The organism is Pedobacter sp. AK017 (genome assembly GCF_014200825.1).
Lineage (GTDB): Bacteria > Bacteroidota > Bacteroidia > Sphingobacteriales > Sphingobacteriaceae > Pedobacter > Pedobacter heparinus.
On the sequence record NZ_JACHCW010000015.1, the window covers coordinates 98,337 to 114,843 of the forward strand.

13 protein-coding genes are annotated in these 16,507 nt (G+C 44.7%); 9 read left to right on the forward strand and 4 right to left on the reverse strand.

Annotation, left to right across the window (positions count from 1 at the left end):
- The first annotated feature begins 1 nt into the window (after position 1).
- From HDC92_RS19640 to HDC92_RS19670, 7 genes are read left to right on the forward strand one after another with little or no spacing between them, the layout of a single operon-like run.
- Positions 2 to 2,251 (forward strand): alpha-N-acetylglucosaminidase, encoded by a 2,250-nt coding sequence (locus HDC92_RS19640; RefSeq protein WP_183876767.1) that lies wholly within the window; start codon positions 2 to 4, stop codon positions 2,249 to 2,251.
- A gap of 19 nt (positions 2,252 to 2,270) precedes the next feature.
- Positions 2,271 to 3,089 (forward strand): N-acetylmuramic acid 6-phosphate etherase, encoded by an 819-nt coding sequence (locus HDC92_RS19645; protein WP_183876768.1) that lies wholly within the window; start codon positions 2,271 to 2,273, stop codon positions 3,087 to 3,089.
- 14 nt (positions 3,090 to 3,103) lie between these two features.
- Complete coding sequence (locus HDC92_RS19650) at positions 3,104 to 4,945, forward strand: beta-N-acetylhexosaminidase (RefSeq protein ID WP_183876769.1); 1,842 nt, start codon at positions 3,104 to 3,106, stop codon at positions 4,943 to 4,945.
- Positions 4,946 to 4,955: 10 nt separating this feature from the next.
- The gene (locus HDC92_RS19655) at positions 4,956 to 6,608 is read left to right on the forward strand and encodes a hypothetical protein (protein ID WP_183876770.1); all 1,653 of its coding nucleotides are present in this window, start codon (positions 4,956 to 4,958) and stop codon (positions 6,606 to 6,608) included.
- Position 6,609: 1 nt separating this feature from the next.
- A complete protein-coding gene (locus tag HDC92_RS19660) occupies positions 6,610 to 7,869 on the forward strand; it encodes a sugar MFS transporter (RefSeq protein ID WP_015809200.1) in 1,260 nt (419 codons plus the stop codon).
- Between the two features lie 11 nt (positions 7,870 to 7,880).
- Positions 7,881 to 8,720, forward strand: a complete 840-nt coding sequence (locus HDC92_RS19665) for an N-acetylglucosamine kinase (protein WP_015809199.1) — start codon at positions 7,881 to 7,883, stop codon at positions 8,718 to 8,720.
- Positions 8,717 to 9,784, forward strand: a complete 1,068-nt coding sequence (locus HDC92_RS19670; RefSeq protein ID WP_183876771.1) for a family 43 glycosylhydrolase — start codon at positions 8,717 to 8,719, stop codon at positions 9,782 to 9,784. Before HDC92_RS19665 ends, HDC92_RS19670 begins: the two co-directional genes overlap by 4 nt.
- 34 nt (positions 9,785 to 9,818) lie before the next feature.
- Here the strand turns inward: HDC92_RS19670 and HDC92_RS19675 are convergent, their stop codons facing one another.
- The gene (locus HDC92_RS19675; RefSeq protein WP_183876772.1) at positions 9,819 to 11,045 is read right to left on the reverse strand and encodes a TCR/Tet family MFS transporter; all 1,227 of its coding nucleotides are present in this window, start codon (positions 11,043 to 11,045) and stop codon (positions 9,819 to 9,821) included.
- Positions 11,046 to 11,099: 54 nt separating this feature from the next.
- The gene (locus HDC92_RS19680; protein ID WP_183876773.1) at positions 11,100 to 12,392 is read right to left on the reverse strand and encodes an MFS transporter; all 1,293 of its coding nucleotides are present in this window, start codon (positions 12,390 to 12,392) and stop codon (positions 11,100 to 11,102) included.
- A 128-nt stretch (positions 12,393 to 12,520) separates the two neighbouring features.
- On the opposite strand from HDC92_RS19680, the gene HDC92_RS19685 reads away from it, so the two are divergent.
- Positions 12,521 to 12,781, forward strand: coding sequence for a hypothetical protein (locus tag HDC92_RS19685; protein WP_183876774.1), 261 nt, complete (start codon positions 12,521 to 12,523; stop codon positions 12,779 to 12,781).
- A gap of 44 nt (positions 12,782 to 12,825) precedes the next feature.
- On the opposite strand, the gene HDC92_RS19690 is transcribed toward HDC92_RS19685, so the two are convergent.
- A complete protein-coding gene (locus tag HDC92_RS19690; protein ID WP_183876775.1) occupies positions 12,826 to 14,100 on the reverse strand; it encodes a FecR family protein in 1,275 nt (424 codons plus the stop codon).
- Between the two features lie 252 nt (positions 14,101 to 14,352).
- On the opposite strand from HDC92_RS19690, the gene HDC92_RS19695 reads away from it, so the two are divergent.
- The gene (locus HDC92_RS19695; RefSeq protein ID WP_183876776.1) at positions 14,353 to 15,894 is read left to right on the forward strand and encodes a sulfatase; all 1,542 of its coding nucleotides are present in this window, start codon (positions 14,353 to 14,355) and stop codon (positions 15,892 to 15,894) included.
- A gap of 14 nt (positions 15,895 to 15,908) precedes the next feature.
- Here HDC92_RS19695 and HDC92_RS19700 read toward each other — a convergent pair whose 3' ends face one another.
- Positions 15,909 to 16,490, reverse strand: a complete 582-nt coding sequence (locus tag HDC92_RS19700) for a YceI family protein (protein ID WP_015809192.1) — start codon at positions 16,488 to 16,490, stop codon at positions 15,909 to 15,911.
- Between the last annotated feature and the right edge of the window lie 17 nt (positions 16,491 to 16,507).

Consider the following 16,507-nt stretch of genomic DNA (forward strand, 5'->3'; position numbering starts at 1 on the left):
CATGAAGCGACCAAATTTTAAGCAGCTAATTTTATCCATCTTTATTCTGCTCTCCCTTACCTTTACTCATACACTGGCGCATGCTAGTACTGACAATAAATTAAATGAAAAAGCAAGTTACGACCTGATCAAACGGATTCTTCCTAACCATGCAGACCGGTTTGTTATAGAATATTTACCAGCAGCCAATGGCAAAGACATTTTTGAGCTGGAAAGCCGGGGAAATCAAATTGTATTGAGAGGAAACACCGGTATTTCTGTAGCCAGTGCCTTAAACTACTGGCTGAAAAACTATGCGCACTGCGACATCAGCTGGAATGGCACCAACTTAAACATACCCAAACCATTTCCAATGGTGCCGGGTAAAGTGCGTAAAGTTACCCCGCACGAATACAGACACTATTTCAATTATTGTACATTCAACTATACCTCTTCCTGGTGGGATTGGCAACGTTGGGAGTGGGAAATCGACTTCATGGCCCTTAACGGGGTAAACATGCCGCTGGCCATGACAGGACAGAATGCGCTATGGGACCGCGTATACCGGGGCATGGGCTTTGGCGATCGTGATATGGATGCTTTCTTTACCGGTCCGGCTTATTTCATGTGGTTCTGGGCCGGTAACATCGATGGATTGAACGGCCCATTGCCTAAAAGCTGGATGGAAAGCCATGAACAATTGCAAAAGAAAATCCTGGCCAGAGAGCGCGAACTGGGGATGAAACCTATTTTGCCTGCCTTCAGTGGACATGTTCCACCTACATTTAAAGCACGTTTTCCGAATGCCAGGGTAGATAGGCTGAACTGGGAAGGTAGGTTTGCAGACACTTATGTACTTCACCCTGACGATCCCTTGTTTCAACAAATAGCCGATAAGTTTATGGCAGAGCAAGACAAAGCCTTTGGCAATACAGATCATTTATACGGTGCGGATACCTTTAACGAAATGTACCTGCCTTATACAGACACGGCATATGTCAGAAAAATAGGCACTGCCGTGTATAAAGGGATGGCTAAAGCGGATCCGGAGGCCATCTGGGTAATGCAGGGCTGGATGTTCTGGGATAAGCGTGACTTCTGGAAACCGGAAGTAGTTAAAAACTACTTGAGTGGTGTACCTGATGACAACCTGATCATGCTGGATCTATTTGCGGATGAACAACCCATCTGGACAAAAACAGAGGCTTTCTGGGGCAAGAAATGGATTTGGTGTATGCTGCATAATTTTGGTGGTAGGAATCCGCTCTATGGCGACCTTAACTATATAGGCAGAGAACCTGCAGAAATGGTGCATGACCCGAACAGGGGTCGCTTGTCGGGCATTGGATTGGTGCCCGAGGGTATCGAACAAAATCCAGTAGTTTACTCGCTGATGCTGGAGCATGTATGGAACGATCAGGTTATCGACGTCAAATCATGGTTGGTCAACTATGCGCAACGCCGGTATGGCCAGCGTGACCCGCAAACAGAAAAAGCCTGGCAGATCCTACACCAGACGGTATATGCAAAAGAAGGAAGCTATGAAACCATCATCTCGGCCAGACCTACACATGAGAAACATGCGGACTGGACTGGTACAGACTTGCCTTACGATGGGGATAAACTGGTTCCAGCCTGGACGCATTTGCTGAATGCATCAAGCCGCTTTAAAAACAACGACTGTTATCAATTTGACCTCGTTACTGTAGGTCGCCAGGTACTCGCAAATTACGCGACAGTGCTTCAGCGCCTGTTCGCCAGGGATTTCAGGAATAAGAACCTGACTGCCTACAGGGCACATACCGCAGAGTTTTTAACGTTGATAGCAGACATGGACAAGCTAATGGGTACCCGTAAAGATTTCCTGTTGGGCAAATGGTTAAATGATGCCAAAAAATGGGCAACCAATGAATCAGAAAGTCGTTTATATGAAAAAAATGCCCGCGACCTGATCACCCTTTGGGGTGGTAAAGATGCATCGCTGCACGAATATGCCAACAAGCAATGGGCAGGGTTGTTCAATGGTTTTTACGGCAAAAGATGGCAAACATTTATCGCCGAGACCAGCACAGCACTGGAGCAAGGGAAACCATTTGATCAGGAAGCGTTTGAAACACGGATGAAAGATTGGGAATGGAACTGGGTAAATGGACGTGAACAATATACAGACAAGCCACAGGGCAACCCGGTAACGGTCTCTATGCAACTTCATAAAAAATACATTGATAAAATTAAAAACGCTTATACCGCAAATCCTGATTTAAAAAAGTAAAACCAATAATAAAATGCAAATGACTAGAATTACAGAACAAGCATCGTTATATGATCACCTGGAAACCAAATCAGTTGAGGAGCTTACGCAATACATCAACCAGGAAGATGCGAAGGTAGCGGCCGCAATAAAGGTTGCCTTACCTCAAATTAATGTGTTGATTGAGCAGATCATCGCAAAGCTAGCCGCTGGTGGCAGGATGTTTTATATCGGTGCTGGAAGCGGGGGCAGATTATCTGTCTTGGATGTGATTGAACTGCCTACAACTTACGGCATAGAAAAAGGAAGGGTCAATGTGATTTTGGCCGGCGGAATAGCTCAGCTGGCAGAAGCGCTTGAAGAGTGCGAAGACGACGTCAACGAGGCTTGGACAAAACTGAGCGAAGCACAGGTGTCGCCTATGGATATCGTGATCGGCATTTCAGCAAGCGGCAGTACTCCTTTTGTATTGGAAGGCTTAAAGAAATGCAGAGCAAACCAAATCACTACAGGCTGTATCGTCAGTAACCCGGATTCTGGAATTGCCGCGCAGGCGGATTTTCCGGTAGAAGTGATCACCGGTCCTGAATTTATTACGGGGAGTACACGCATGAAATGCGGTACCGCGCAGAAGATGATCTTCGACATGATTTCCACCACCACCATGATCCGTCTTGGACGTGTAGAGGGCAACAGCATGGTCAACGTAAAGTTGATCAACGATAAGATCCTGGACCGTGCTGTTTTGATGCTGATGGACAAAATTGGCCTTACCGACTATGAAGAAGCTAAACAGGGCTTGTTAAAATATGGTTCGGTAAAAGAGGCTATGGAAAATTTGTCTAGTAAATCTATTTAAAGCAAAAACTGATCATGTTGAGGTATTTCCTTTTTTTAATCCTATCGGTTCCGCTGTCGGTCTGTTCGCAAAGTCAGACCGGCTTGTTAAAAGTAATTCCGGCACCTGCAGCAGTTAAGCTTAGTGGCGGCAGTTTCAGGCTTTCTCCACAAACAAAGCTGGGCTATACAGACCAAGCTGGTAAAAAGACTGCGACCCTCTTACAAGATTACCTGAAAAAGAATTATGGGCTGCAGCTTTCCTTTAAACCAGGCGTGACGAAGCTCAGCAACGCAGTGATTTCCTTTGTTAAAACACAGGAAATGGCAGCAGAGGCGTATACCTTATTGTCAAATACTCGGGGGGTTGAGATCAGGGGTGATGAAGCTGGGTTATTCTATGGACTGCAAACGCTCCTGCAAATGATAGAAAATACCGGGAACGGACTAATGGTCACAGGTGCCGAGATTAAGGACCAGCCCAGGTATGCTTTCCGGGGAATCATGCAGGATGTGGGGTACCACATTTATCCTGTCTCCTTTATCAAAAGCCAGATTGATATGCTGGCAAAATATAAAATGAATGTCTACCATTGGCACCTGACCGAAGACCATGGCTGGCGGATAGAGATTAAAAAATATCCAAAGTTGACTACTGTGGGTGCTTTTCGGGAAAGTACGCAGATCAGTCATTATGCAGATTCACTCAATGGCCAGGATCACCTGCCTTATGGGGGTTTTTACACCCAGCAGGAGATCAAAGAAATTGTAGCTTATGCCCGCGAAAGGCAAGTTACAGTAATCCCCGAGATTGAGCTGCCAGGGCATTCTCTGGCGGCCCTGGCTGCTTACCCCGAACTTGCCTGTGGTGATCAACCCGGTCCTTTTAAAGTGGCACAAAGTTGGGGGATATTTGAAGATGTTTATTGCGCAGGCAAAGAGCAGACTTTCCAGGTGCTGGAAGATGTGCTTACCGAAGTGATGGCATTATTCCCTTCCAGGTATATCCACATCGGCGGCGATGAATGTCCGAAAAAACGCTGGGAAAAATGCCGGTATTGCCAGAAACGGATCAAAGATGAAAAATTAAAGAACGAATTTGAGTTGCAAAGTTATTTTGTAAAACGCATCGAGCGTTTCGTAAACAGCAAGGGCAGACAAATTATAGGTTGGGATGAGATCCGTGAAGGTGGATTGGCGCCAAATGCTACAGTGATGGCCTGGCGCAGCATAGAAGAAGGCATCAAAGCAGCGCAGGAAAACCACGATGTAGTGATGGCACCAATGTCACATGTATACTTCGATTTTTTACAAGGGCCAAGGCCATTAGAACCCTTGGCGATCGGATGGGGATTTAACCCTGCTGAGCGCATATATGCTTACGATCCTACACCTTCATCCCTTACCGCTGCGCAAAAGAAACACATCATCGGTGTAGAAGCGCCCATCTGGACGGAACATATGGATACTTACCGTAAGGTAGAATACATGCTTTATCCGCGATTAATAGCCTTGGCAGAAATCGCCTGGACACCGCTGGAACGTAAAAATGCCATAGATTTTTTTGAAAGCAGGCTGCCCAGACATCTGGCTGTACTCGACCGCTCAAAGATCCTGTACCGGGTTCCCGGACCAATTGGGATAACCGACACCACCTTGAACGGTCGTAATTTTAAGGTTACGTTGAAACCTTCTGTTGAAGGGGGAAAAATTTATTATAATTTTGAGGGCCAGGATGCCCGGGAAACAGATTACCTGTACGAAAAGCCAATTGACATTATCTTGCACAAAGGCGAGAAACGCCAGATGAAATCAGTTGTTGTGGCGCCTTCTGGCAAAAGGAGTATCAGCACAACCACATTATTCAGTTATCAATAAACCTATTTTCATGAAGAAAGTGCGCATTTTATCCTTTCTGCTGCTAAGCGGCACGCTATTGGGCTCCTCCATATCCGTACAATCCCAAACCGTCTATCAGGCAGGTACCGCCGCAGCGAGCCTGGAACCCAAAAGTTCACCATTTTCGCTCGCACTGGCAGGATATGGGCTGCCCAGGGGAGGGCGGTTTAACATTAAATGGCAGGAATCTGCTTTATCACTTTCACATTTTAAAGCTAAAAAGCTGGGCAACAAGTGGAAAAGCCTGGTTGATGCCAATCGCTTTCCTCCGGGAACCCTTAGTGTGATCAGCTATAAAGAGCGGTTGATGGCGCTGACCGCCGAAGATGAACTGTATCGCCTGGATGCTTCAGACCCGACTGCAGAATGGATCCGCTTTGCAAATTTTAATAATGTGTTTTACCGGGTTCATTTAAAAGCGATCACGGTACATAAAAACCAGCTCTATGGTCTGGGTAAAGACAATAAAATATATCGCGCGGTACAGCAAACTGAGGGCGACTTAACCGTTAAGGCGGTAGCCATTGGTGAAGGAGGTCAATCGGTGGTCATGGTCGGCACTGACCTTTGCGGCTTTAATACCAGTTTTATTACGTCAATCAAACAAGAGGTTTACAAAAAGCACAACATCCGGCCGGAGGCAGTACTCATCAATGCCTCCCATACCCATTTTGCACCTTCCACCCAGGATTGGACCACATGGGGCAGCCATCAATTGCCGGATACTTTGTACCTGAACGGTGTGGTCAGACCAGCAGTCTTAAAAGCAATAAGTCAGGCCCTCAAAAACAGGAGGTCATCTTTGCTTTCTTTCGGCAGGGGAAGTACAGCAATAGGCCATAACCGGACCCTGAAAGGACCAGATGTACCTTATGACAATGCCCTAGACGTGCTTCAGATAGAAAATACTGCCGACCATACCAAATCGATAGTATTCCTCACCGGCTGTCACCCTGTATTCAGCAATGTGGGCGAAGAAGGTTTTACCCTCAGTGCCAATTATCCGGGTGAAGCCAGAAAAGTATTGGAAAAGGAGGCAGGTATTAAAGAAGCCATCTTTATCCAGGGATGCGGTGGCGATATTAATCCAGTACAAGCAAACCACAACAAAACGGGAAGCGACCTCGCAGCAGATGTTAAATCCATTCTCCAACAGCCGATGCAACAGTTGAGCGGGAAGATCGACTTTCACCTGGATTCAGTTAATTTTCCGGTCAACAGATGGAGCAGGGAACAAATCGTAGCTTTTGGAAAGGAAAATGGCAACTCACCGAATGATGTATATGCAGAAAAGAATGTGCGATGGGCCAATTTGATGGCTAAGCTGGACAGCCAAGGTAAAATGCCGCAAACCATGCCGGTCTACATGCAGACTTTCAATATTGGCAACTGGAAACTGGTAGGTATTTCAAGGGAAACGGTAACCGACTACAGTATCGGGATCAAAAAATTGTGGCCCGGAAAGCTGGTCAGCGTGGCCGGTTATTGCAATGATGTTTCCAGTTACCTTCCCACCTCCAAACACATCAATGCAGGAGTATACGAAGGTAAAGACTCTTTTTTCTGGTATGGACAGCCCGCTGTGTTCCCTTTAAACCTGTACGAAACAATTATAGACCGCATTAAATCCAAAAATTATTAACATGGCAAATAAAGCCGGATTAAACCCACTCGTCATCATTGGCATACTCTTTTTCATATTTGGTTTTGTTACCTGGTTAAGTTCTGTATTGATCCCATATTTACAGCTGGCCTGCGAATTGAATAACTTTCAATCCTATCTGGTTGCATTTGCCTTCTACATTTCCTATTTTCTAATGGGTATCCCCTCCGGATGGCTATTAAAAATTACAGGCTTTAAAAACAGTCTATCCATTGGTTTGCTACTCGTAGCCATAGGTTCATTGCTGTTTATGCCTGCTGCCATGAACCGCTTCTATCCATTATTCTTACTGGGTTTGTTTGTTCAGGGTGCCGGGTTGACTATTTTGCAGACGGCTTCCAATCCTTACGTAGCCATACTTGGTCCTAAAGAAAGTGCGGCAAGGCGCATCAGTTTCATGGGAATCTGTAATGGCATCGCAGGTGCCCTTGCACCCATAATTTTGGGTGCGGTGATCTTAAATGATGCAGATGCGCTAAAAGAAAAGTTGAACCACTTAAACCCCGTGCAAAAGAACCTGGAGCTCAATGCGCTTGCCGATAAAGTCATCATACCTTACCTGATCATTACAGGTCTATTGGTGATAATGGCCATTCTTATCAGGTTTTCGGCCCTGCCTGAAATTGATGAGGACGAATTAGAGGCTGATCTGGATGGAGATGGCCGCACGGCTAAAACCTCAATTCTGCAATTTCCTCACCTTATACTGGGTGTATTCATCCTGTTTTTATATACCGGAGTAGAAGTAATTGCCGGAAACAGTATTATAGGCTATGGCACCTTCCATGGTATTCCACTCAGCGCTTCAAAGTTTTTCAGTTCTTTTACACTCATCAGTATGCTCGTCGGTTACCTCATCGGTATCGTCTGCATACCCCGTTATTTTAGCCAGGAAACAGCACTTAAAACCTCTGCTGTGCTAGGGATTGTGTTTGCCCTGGCAGCTATTTTCACCGCAGGCATAACTTCCGTGGTGTTTATCGCCCTGCTCGGTCTGGCCAATTCGCTCATGTGGCCTTCCATCTGGCCACTAGCCATTGCAGGACTGGGTAAATTTACTAAAACAGGCTCTTCCCTGTTGGTGATGGCCATTTCCGGAGCAGCATTGCTTCCGCTGTTGTACGGATACCTCACCGACCATTTCAACCCACAACAGGCCTATTGGATGGTTATTCCCTGTTATATAGCCATTGGCTATTATGCAGTGTCCGGACATCAGATAGGAAAACTAAAAATTTAACTGATCAACACATGATTTTAATTGCCGACAGCGGGTCGACCAAGACAGACTGGTGCTTAATAGACCCCGAAGGAGAAGAACGTTATTTTATGACTGAAGGATACAATCCTTTTTTTTCCGAGCCCGCATCCATTCTGAATTCCATCCGAAACAATTTACCGGCGTACCTGCAACACACAGACATCAAAGCGCTGCATTTTTATGGAGCTGGTTGTCAAGACGAACAGACAGCCGTTATAGAAAGCATCCTGCGCGAGGCTTTTCCACAATGTGAAACCATCGAAGCCGAAATGGACCTACTTGCCGCGGCAAGAGGCTTGCTTAACCACAATGCCGGATTTGCTGCCATATTGGGCACCGGTACCAATACCTGTATTTACGATGGCAAAAATATCACCCACAACATAGATTCACTCGGATTCATTCTGGGAGACGAGGGGAGTGGCGCAGCTATAGGAAAGAAAATCCTCGTTGATTATTTACGCGATAAAATGCCACAATCGGTTAAACGTGTATTTGAGGCGCAATATGGCCTCAATGCTGCAGCAATCATCAACAGGATTTATACCAGCCCCCAGGCCAACAGGTTTTGTGCAGGTTTCACCAGGTTCCTAAAATCTGATGAAGTAGATGCCGCCTATAGCAATAATTTGCTGCGTACCGCATTTACCGAATTTTTTTCACAACTCGTTTCCTGTTATCCCGACTACCGTCAATATCAATTTAATTGCATCGGTTCAGTAGCCTATCATTTTCAAACCCAATTGCGGGAAGTACTGGATGACTTTAAAATGAAACCGGGATGTATTTTATCTTCACTGATCCGCGAACTAGCCAACTATCACAAATGAACCCAACCATAACAACCAGCAGTTTTTCTTTTCTTGTATTGTTCTGTTTAATTTTAGGGCACACAGCAACGCAGGCCCAGGAAAAAAACGAAGCGCGGACCTTCGTAAATCCAGTAGGGCAGGGCGCAGATCCCTGGGTGATCAGACACAAAAACCATTATTACGTTTGTCAGAGCACCGGAGGGATCGCTGGTAGAGGTATTTCCGTAAGTAAATCGGATAAACTGAGCAAGCTGGGCAAGGCAGTTATCGTGTGGAATGCACCTCGAAAAGGCTGGAACAGCAATCAAATCTGGGCGCCAGAGCTCCACTATTTCAACAACAAATGGTACATTTATTATGCGGCAGGCCAATCTGGCCCTCCGTATATCTATCAGCGTTCAGGCGTACTCGAATCAGTAACAGATGACCCACAGGGAAAATATATAGATAAAGGCCTGTTAAGCACCGGTGCAGACCCAAAAGATAAAACCGGAAATATCTGGGCCATAGATGTTAATGTAGCAGAAATCAGAGGGAAACTCTATGCTGTATGGTCTGGTTGGGAAAAGAATGCGGCTACCGATAAAACAGTTCAACACCTGTATCTGGCCAGGATGAGCAACCCCTGGACAATCAGTTCAGAAAGGGTGAAAATTTCCAGTCCTGACCAGCAATGGGAAACAGGCGGTCCACTGAACTTGAACGAGGGCCCTCAGTTTCTGCTGCGTAAAGGACAGGTTTTTATTGTGTATTCCACACGCGAATCCTGGACACCAGAGTACCGCCTTGGCTTGTTGAGACTTAAAAAAGAGGCCAAAGTATTGCTTGATGCGAAGAGCTGGGAAAAAACGGGACCTGTGTTTCAGGGAACAGAACAAGTCTTTGGTCCTGGACATGCTAGTTTCACGCAATCTCCGGATAGCAAAGAATGGTGGATCTTTTATCATGCCAAGAAAACTACAGAACCAGGTTGGTCGCGGGACATGCGCTTACAAAAGTTTAGCTGGAACCCGGATGGGAGCCCAAATTTCGGTACACCTATCCCGGCAGGTGTGGCCATTCAGGTGCCATCCGGAGAGTAACCTTTTTAGAAGTACCAGTGTCCGTTTGCACTTTCTATACCTGAGGATTTCTTTCCCTGCTCAATACTTTATAAGTGATAAAGATACTGATCAGCATGCAAACACCCCCAATTAAGAAATGGATACCTGGAAAGTAAAACGGTGCTTTGCTGCTTGTAAAATAAGCAAATGAATTGTTCATGATCAGCGGGCCAATGATGGCTGTAAGGCTCATCAAACTGGTTAATGCACCCTGTAGCTCTCCCTGCTGGTTAGCGGGCGCATGTCCTGAAATGGCAGATTGCAGTGAGGGGCCACATATGCCACCTAAACAATAAGGTACCAGGAAGGCAAACATCATCCAGCCCTGGGTAGCAAAAGCGAAAAGGACCAGTCCTAAGGTGTAAAGCGATAGACCCAGGTAAATGCTCTTTTCATTCCCGATCTTAGGAACAACAATCCTGGTAAGTCCCCCCTGAACGGCACCAACCATCACGCCTACAACTGCAAGTGAAATGCCTACCATTTTTTCGCTCCAGTTGAATCGGTAAATGGTGAAAAAATTCCAGTTGCTCTGTACGGCCTGGCTGCCCAGGTAGATCAGGAAAAAGCCCAGGGCCAGGCTACCGATTTTTGGATTATTGGTTAAAAATTTTAAAGAACCAAAAGGGTTGGCGCGTTTCCAGTCAAATTCCCTGCGGTGTTCTTTACTTAAGGATTCGGGCAGGAAAAAATAACCATAGATACAGTTGAGCAAACAAAGTGCCGCGGCTGCATAAAAAGGAGCCCTGATACCCCAGGTAGCTAAAAAAGCACCAAGGGCCGGGCCAAGTACAAAACCCAGACCAAAGGCAGCACCTATCAGCCCGAAATTCTTGGCCTTAGAAGTTTCATCTGTACTGACATCGGCAATGTAAGCTGTAGCCGTGGTAAAGCTGGCACCGGTAATCCCGGCTATAATGCGACCTAAAAATAGCCATCCATAAGTGGGGGCCAGGGCCAGGATAATGTAATCGATCCCGAAGCCTAGTAAAGAAAATAACAAAACCGGACGGCGGCCATACCTATCGCTCAGGTTGCCCATTACAGGCGAGAAAAGGAATTGTGTAACGGCGAAAACAGAAAGCAACAGGGCACCATAAGTACTGGCCTGATTAATTGAAATGCCTTTTAGCTGGGCAATAAGATCTGCCATTACAGGGATAATCAATCCCCATCCCATTACGTCAATCAGTAATGTAATGAATATAAAGCTGATGGCGGCTTTTTTGGATGTATGCATGGTTGTGATATTGGCAGGCTAAAATAGTAAATTATCTGTTACATTTTGCAAGCATTAATTGTCTTCCTGGTTCAGTTTAGAATGTTCCTTGGTATCTTTCATAAAAACATAAACCATTAAGGAAATAAAAATACAACAGGTAATGTACCAGTAGTAATACGATTCATATTGCCGTTCTTTTAACCAGAGTGCAATGTACTCGGCCGAGCCACCAAATATAGCCACAGTTAAAGCATAGGGAAGCCCAACGCCAAGTGCCCTTACTTCTGCGGGGAACAGCTCTGCTTTTACTACGGCATTGATACTGGTATAACCGCTTACAATAATCAAGGCAGCCATTAAAAGAAAAAAGGCCTGCCACTGTGATGTGGTATGGCTTAACGTACTGAGTAAGGGAACGGTACAGATGGTACCCAGTATACCAAAACCGATGAGGAGTGGGCGATGGCCAATTCTGTCAGATAAAGCACCAAAAAGGGGCTGTAAACAGGCGAAAATGAATAAGGTAAAAAAGGACATGAGGGTTGATTGTTCTTTGCTCATCTGCACTGTATTGACCAGGAATTTTTGCATATACGTGGTATAGGTATAGAAGGCCAGTGTACCTCCTAAAGTAAGTCCAATTACTGTAATTACTGCTTTAGGGTGTTTTAGCAGTTCTTTTATGGTCCCCTTTTTACCCGATTGATTTTCTTTTTGGTTTTCAAAAGCTTTGGTCTCGTCCAGGTTTTTCCTGAGATAAAGGGCTACGATAGAAAGTATGGCCCCAAAAACAAAAGGGATGCGCCAGCCCCATTCGTGCAATTGTGTATCTGAAAGCAGCAATTTTTGCAATACCAGCTGGATGGCCAGGGCAAGGAGCTGGCCACCTATTAAAGTTACATATTGAAAGCTGGAATAAAAGCCCCTATGGTTTTTAGTCGCCATTTCACTCAGATAGGTAGCCGATACTCCATATTCGCCGCCAACACTTAAACCTTGTAGCAGCCTGGCAGTCAGTAACAGTACTGGTGCCATTACACCAATAGTCTGGTAGGTAGGGGTTAGGGCAATTAGTAAAGAGCCCAGCGACATCAGCAGTACAGAAAGGGTCATGGATTGCTTACGGCCAATACGGTCGGCAATGCGGCCAAAGATATAACCACCCAGGGGGCGCATCAAAAAACCCAGTGCAAATATGCCGGCCGTATTCAATAACTGTACGGTTGGATTTCCCTCCGGAAAAAACGAAGCTGAAAAATAAATGGCAAATGCCGAATAGGCATACCAGTCGTACCATTCTACCAGGTTACCTATCGAACCTCCAAAGATGGCTTTTAGCCTTCTGCCTGAGCTCAGCTCTTTCATTGAATTAAAGATAATTGATCTTTTTAAGACATCAGGAATATTCCGGAAATAATTTTACTGAAAGATGCTTAACTTCATCAAAACATTTATCACTATGAAATCTATTGCCTCTTTATTGGTCTGCCTGTTTGCCTGTATTTCATTGTCTGCTGTCTGCACAGCAAAAAGATTCAACTGGTAAAACAGTTGCTGTTAAGGATACCGGAGGCAGTTTTGTGCGCAGGATGCAGGCCTTCGCCAAAGTATCGGCAAAAAGTAGTGCAGATGATTTTGCTGCCGACAAGGCGGCTATAGCACAAAACAGGATTATCGATGAGATCAAAAAGGCCATGCATATAGCCAAGGTCTACCTAAGTACGGGGATTGATATACTGGGTACACTTTCCTGATAAGAATGACGAAACCGGCAGGGCACTTTAGCGTTGCCAGCTATTTATTGTCTTACAATAATCCGTTTGCCTTCTACTTTAAAGTGCATGTTAGAGGCTAGTGATAGGGTTGCCAGTACATCGGCTAATTTATCGGACCGCTGGATTGAGCCACCTAAAAGTACAGATCCAATTGTTTGTTGCTGATAAACAACATCCACATCATACCAGACAGCCACTACATTCATGATGTCCTCAAGCGGCATGTTCCTGAACGTGAAATCCCTCTTCGTCCAGGCAATGGCCAGTTGTCCGTCAACCGGTTTAACGGTGATGTGTTGATCTGTTAAAATGGCCTGCTGATTGGGTTGCAGGATTACAGCCCGGTTTAAATTTAAATTACCAGCCTCATTGCGGGTACCCATCACCTGGAGGGGATCTGTTACAGCGGGATCGGCATTTGCCAGTGGCTTACCGTATAACAATGGCATCACCTGTACCCTGCCTTCCAGCAGAGTGGTTTTTATATCCAGATTGTTCGGGTAGGCATTAACGTTAAAGTGGGTACCCAAAACTTTTATTTCTTGTTTATCAGTTGTCACAATGAAGGGTAAATGTTTTGGTGTTTCACTTTTTGCAACTTCGAAGTAAGCTTCCCCGGTTAACTGAACTGCGCGCTGGTCACTTCCTTTAAAAGTTGAAGGAAAACTGAGCTGGCTTGAACTGTTGAGCCAAACTTTCGTGCCATCAGGAAGACTTACCTGGTACATGCCACTTTTAGGTGTGTTGAGCACCATGATCCCTTTGGCCAAAACGTCTGGGCTTATCTCTTCCTGTAATAACGCAGATCCATCATTATAATATAATTGGGATGCATGAATCACCACACCATCTTTCTCACTGTTCAGTGCGATTTTTTCACCATTCGTAAAGGTCAGGGTAATATGGTTGGAATCGGGAGTCAATACTTCTTCCTGATCTGTAAAAGGCATATTGATGGGTTCAAAAAGCAACCAGGCAAAGCCGAACAGGACAACTGCGATTACTGCTGCCGAACTTAAGCGCGTAGTCCATTTTCTGACTTTAAGCTGTTTTTGTTCTTTTTTGTATTGTGCTGTTTGCATTGCCCTGATTGCCGGCAAGACAGTTCTCAGATCAAAATGAAGCTTGGCTGCGGATATACTTCCCGGTTTTTCATCATGATTTGCAAAAATCCTCAGCTCTGCATACGTGATTTTTCCAATGATTGCATCATCATCGTACACAGGTAGGCAATCCTGACCTTCATTGTTCAGGATGGTCAGTGCTTCGGCAACGGATTGATGAGCGTATAACTTCAAAATGTTACGGTTTTATACAGTTAATAATTAAATCATTCTCCAGCTTACACACCAAAAGTATACAATTTTAGTTTTATAAGCGTAACATGGATAACCAATTGTAATTTAAATAGTTTTTTACAGTTCGGAGTATTTTTTTTTAAAATCGATGTTCAGGCATTAAAACGGCTGCGAGGTGAATGGTTGAACGGGTGGCCAAGGATACAGCCTATATCGCAGAAATTTTATATATTCCGCAATGAGCAATTCACAATGAAAAAATATAAACTTCTGATAATAGCCTTACTGACCGTCAAAACCACTCTTTTTGCACAAAATCAAAAACCAATCCGCCCGAACATCATTGTTTTTATGGTTGATGATATGGGCTGGATGGATACTTCAGTGCCTTTTTATGACAGCATTATGCCCCTGAACAAGCGTTACCATACACCCAATATGGAGCGGCTGGCACAGGCAGGAATGAAATTTACAGATGCTTATGCGCAACCGGTCTGCACCCCTTCCAGAGTGAGTTTTATGACAGGGATGAATGCCTCCAGGAGCCATGTGACCAATTGGACATCACCCTTTAAAAATAATGATGCTGATGAAAAGGATGAGCAGTTTGAGCCCTTGGAATGGAACATGAACGGTTTAAGCAATAATGCAGCAACGGAGCGCACAGTTTTTGCAACGCCCTTTCCACAATTGTTAAAAGATGCCGGTTACTTTACCATTCATATTGGTAAGGCACATTGGGCTGCAATGGGTACTCCAGGTGCAAGCCCTTACAACTTAGGGTTTATGGTTAACATTGCCGGGCATTCGGGCGGACATCCGCAAAGCTATTTATCGGAGCAAAATTATGGCAATATGCCTGGTAAGACACAGGTACAGGCGGTACCCGATTTAGAGGCGTATTTTAAAACAGGTACTTTTCTTTCAGAAGCCCTTACACAGGAAGCCCTGAAAACAATGGAAACACCAATAGCCAGAAAGGAGCCTTTTTATCTGAATATGGCCCATTATGCTGTTCATACCCCTATAATGGCCGATCCGCGCTTTGTACAAAAGTATTATGATGCGGGGCTTGACAGTACCGAGGCCAGATATGCGAGTCTGGTTGAAGGTATGGACAAAAGCCTTGGTGATATTATGGATTATTTAAAAAGGAAAGGTGTGGACAAAAATACCATCATTATTTTTATGAGCGATAACGGAGGGCTAGACCATCACCAAAGGGGAGGTGCCCTAAATACACACAACTACCCCCTCAGGTCGGGCAAAGGCTCGGTATATGAAGGTGGGATAAGGGAACCCATGATTGTAAGATGGCCAGGTGTAACCAGCGCAGGTTCAGTTTATAAAAATCCGGTGATCATTGAAGATTTTTTCCCTTCCATATTGGAAATGGCAGGGGTTAAGCCAGCTAAGATACTCCAAAAAACGGATGGGCAAAGTTTTGTGAAATACCTCAAAAACCCTCATTTAAAAGCGCCGGACCGTCCTTTGGTATTTCATTATCCCAACAAATGGATTAACCTGACCGCGAATGAAAAACTGGGTATCAACTATTTTACTGCGCTTCGTTTAGGGAACTGGAAGCTGTTATACAATATGCGGAACCGGGAGTTTGAACTGTATGATCTGGCCCAGGATATCCGGGAGGCAAATAACCTGTCTGGTAAATATCCGGGAATGGTAAAAAAACTGGCCCTGGTATTGGGCAAAACACTTAAAGAACGGAATGCACAGCTTCCACGTGAAAAAGCAAGTGGAAAAATGATTCCGTTCCCTGATGAAGTACAATAGTTTATATATGTACTTTAGTTTTGTACAAATTCTGTATTTGCGTTTAAGGTTACCTCGTCGCTAAGCATAGCATTACCGAATTTGGCACCAAATCCAAAATCGCTTCTTTTAATTGTTCCGCTAACTTTAAATCCTGCAGTAGGTTTTTTAGACATTGGATTGGTGGTTACCCCTCTTAAAACCGCATCTAAAGTAATCGGTTTGGTTACCCCGTGAAATGTCAGGTTCCCGTTTACTTTATATTTGTTTCCGGCAACTTTTTTTACGGATGTGCTTTTGAAGGTCAGCTTAGGAAATTTAGCTGCATCAAAAAAATCGGCACTTCTCAAATGCTCATCTCTTTTGTCGTTATCGGTATTTACCGAATTTACATCCGCACTCAATTCAATTACTGCATCAGAAAAGTCGGGTTTTGAAGAAGTGATGGTTGATTCGAAGTTTTTAAAAGATCCCTCTACATCAGTAATCAGTAGGTGGGTAATCACAAAGCCTAATTTAGAATGGGCCGGATCAGCCGTCCAGGTTGATGGTGCAACAGCTTTGAAAGCAAAAAGGGCAGTACTCAATACTGCAAGCAAAACGAATATTTTTTTCATAACTTTTTTTATGCAAA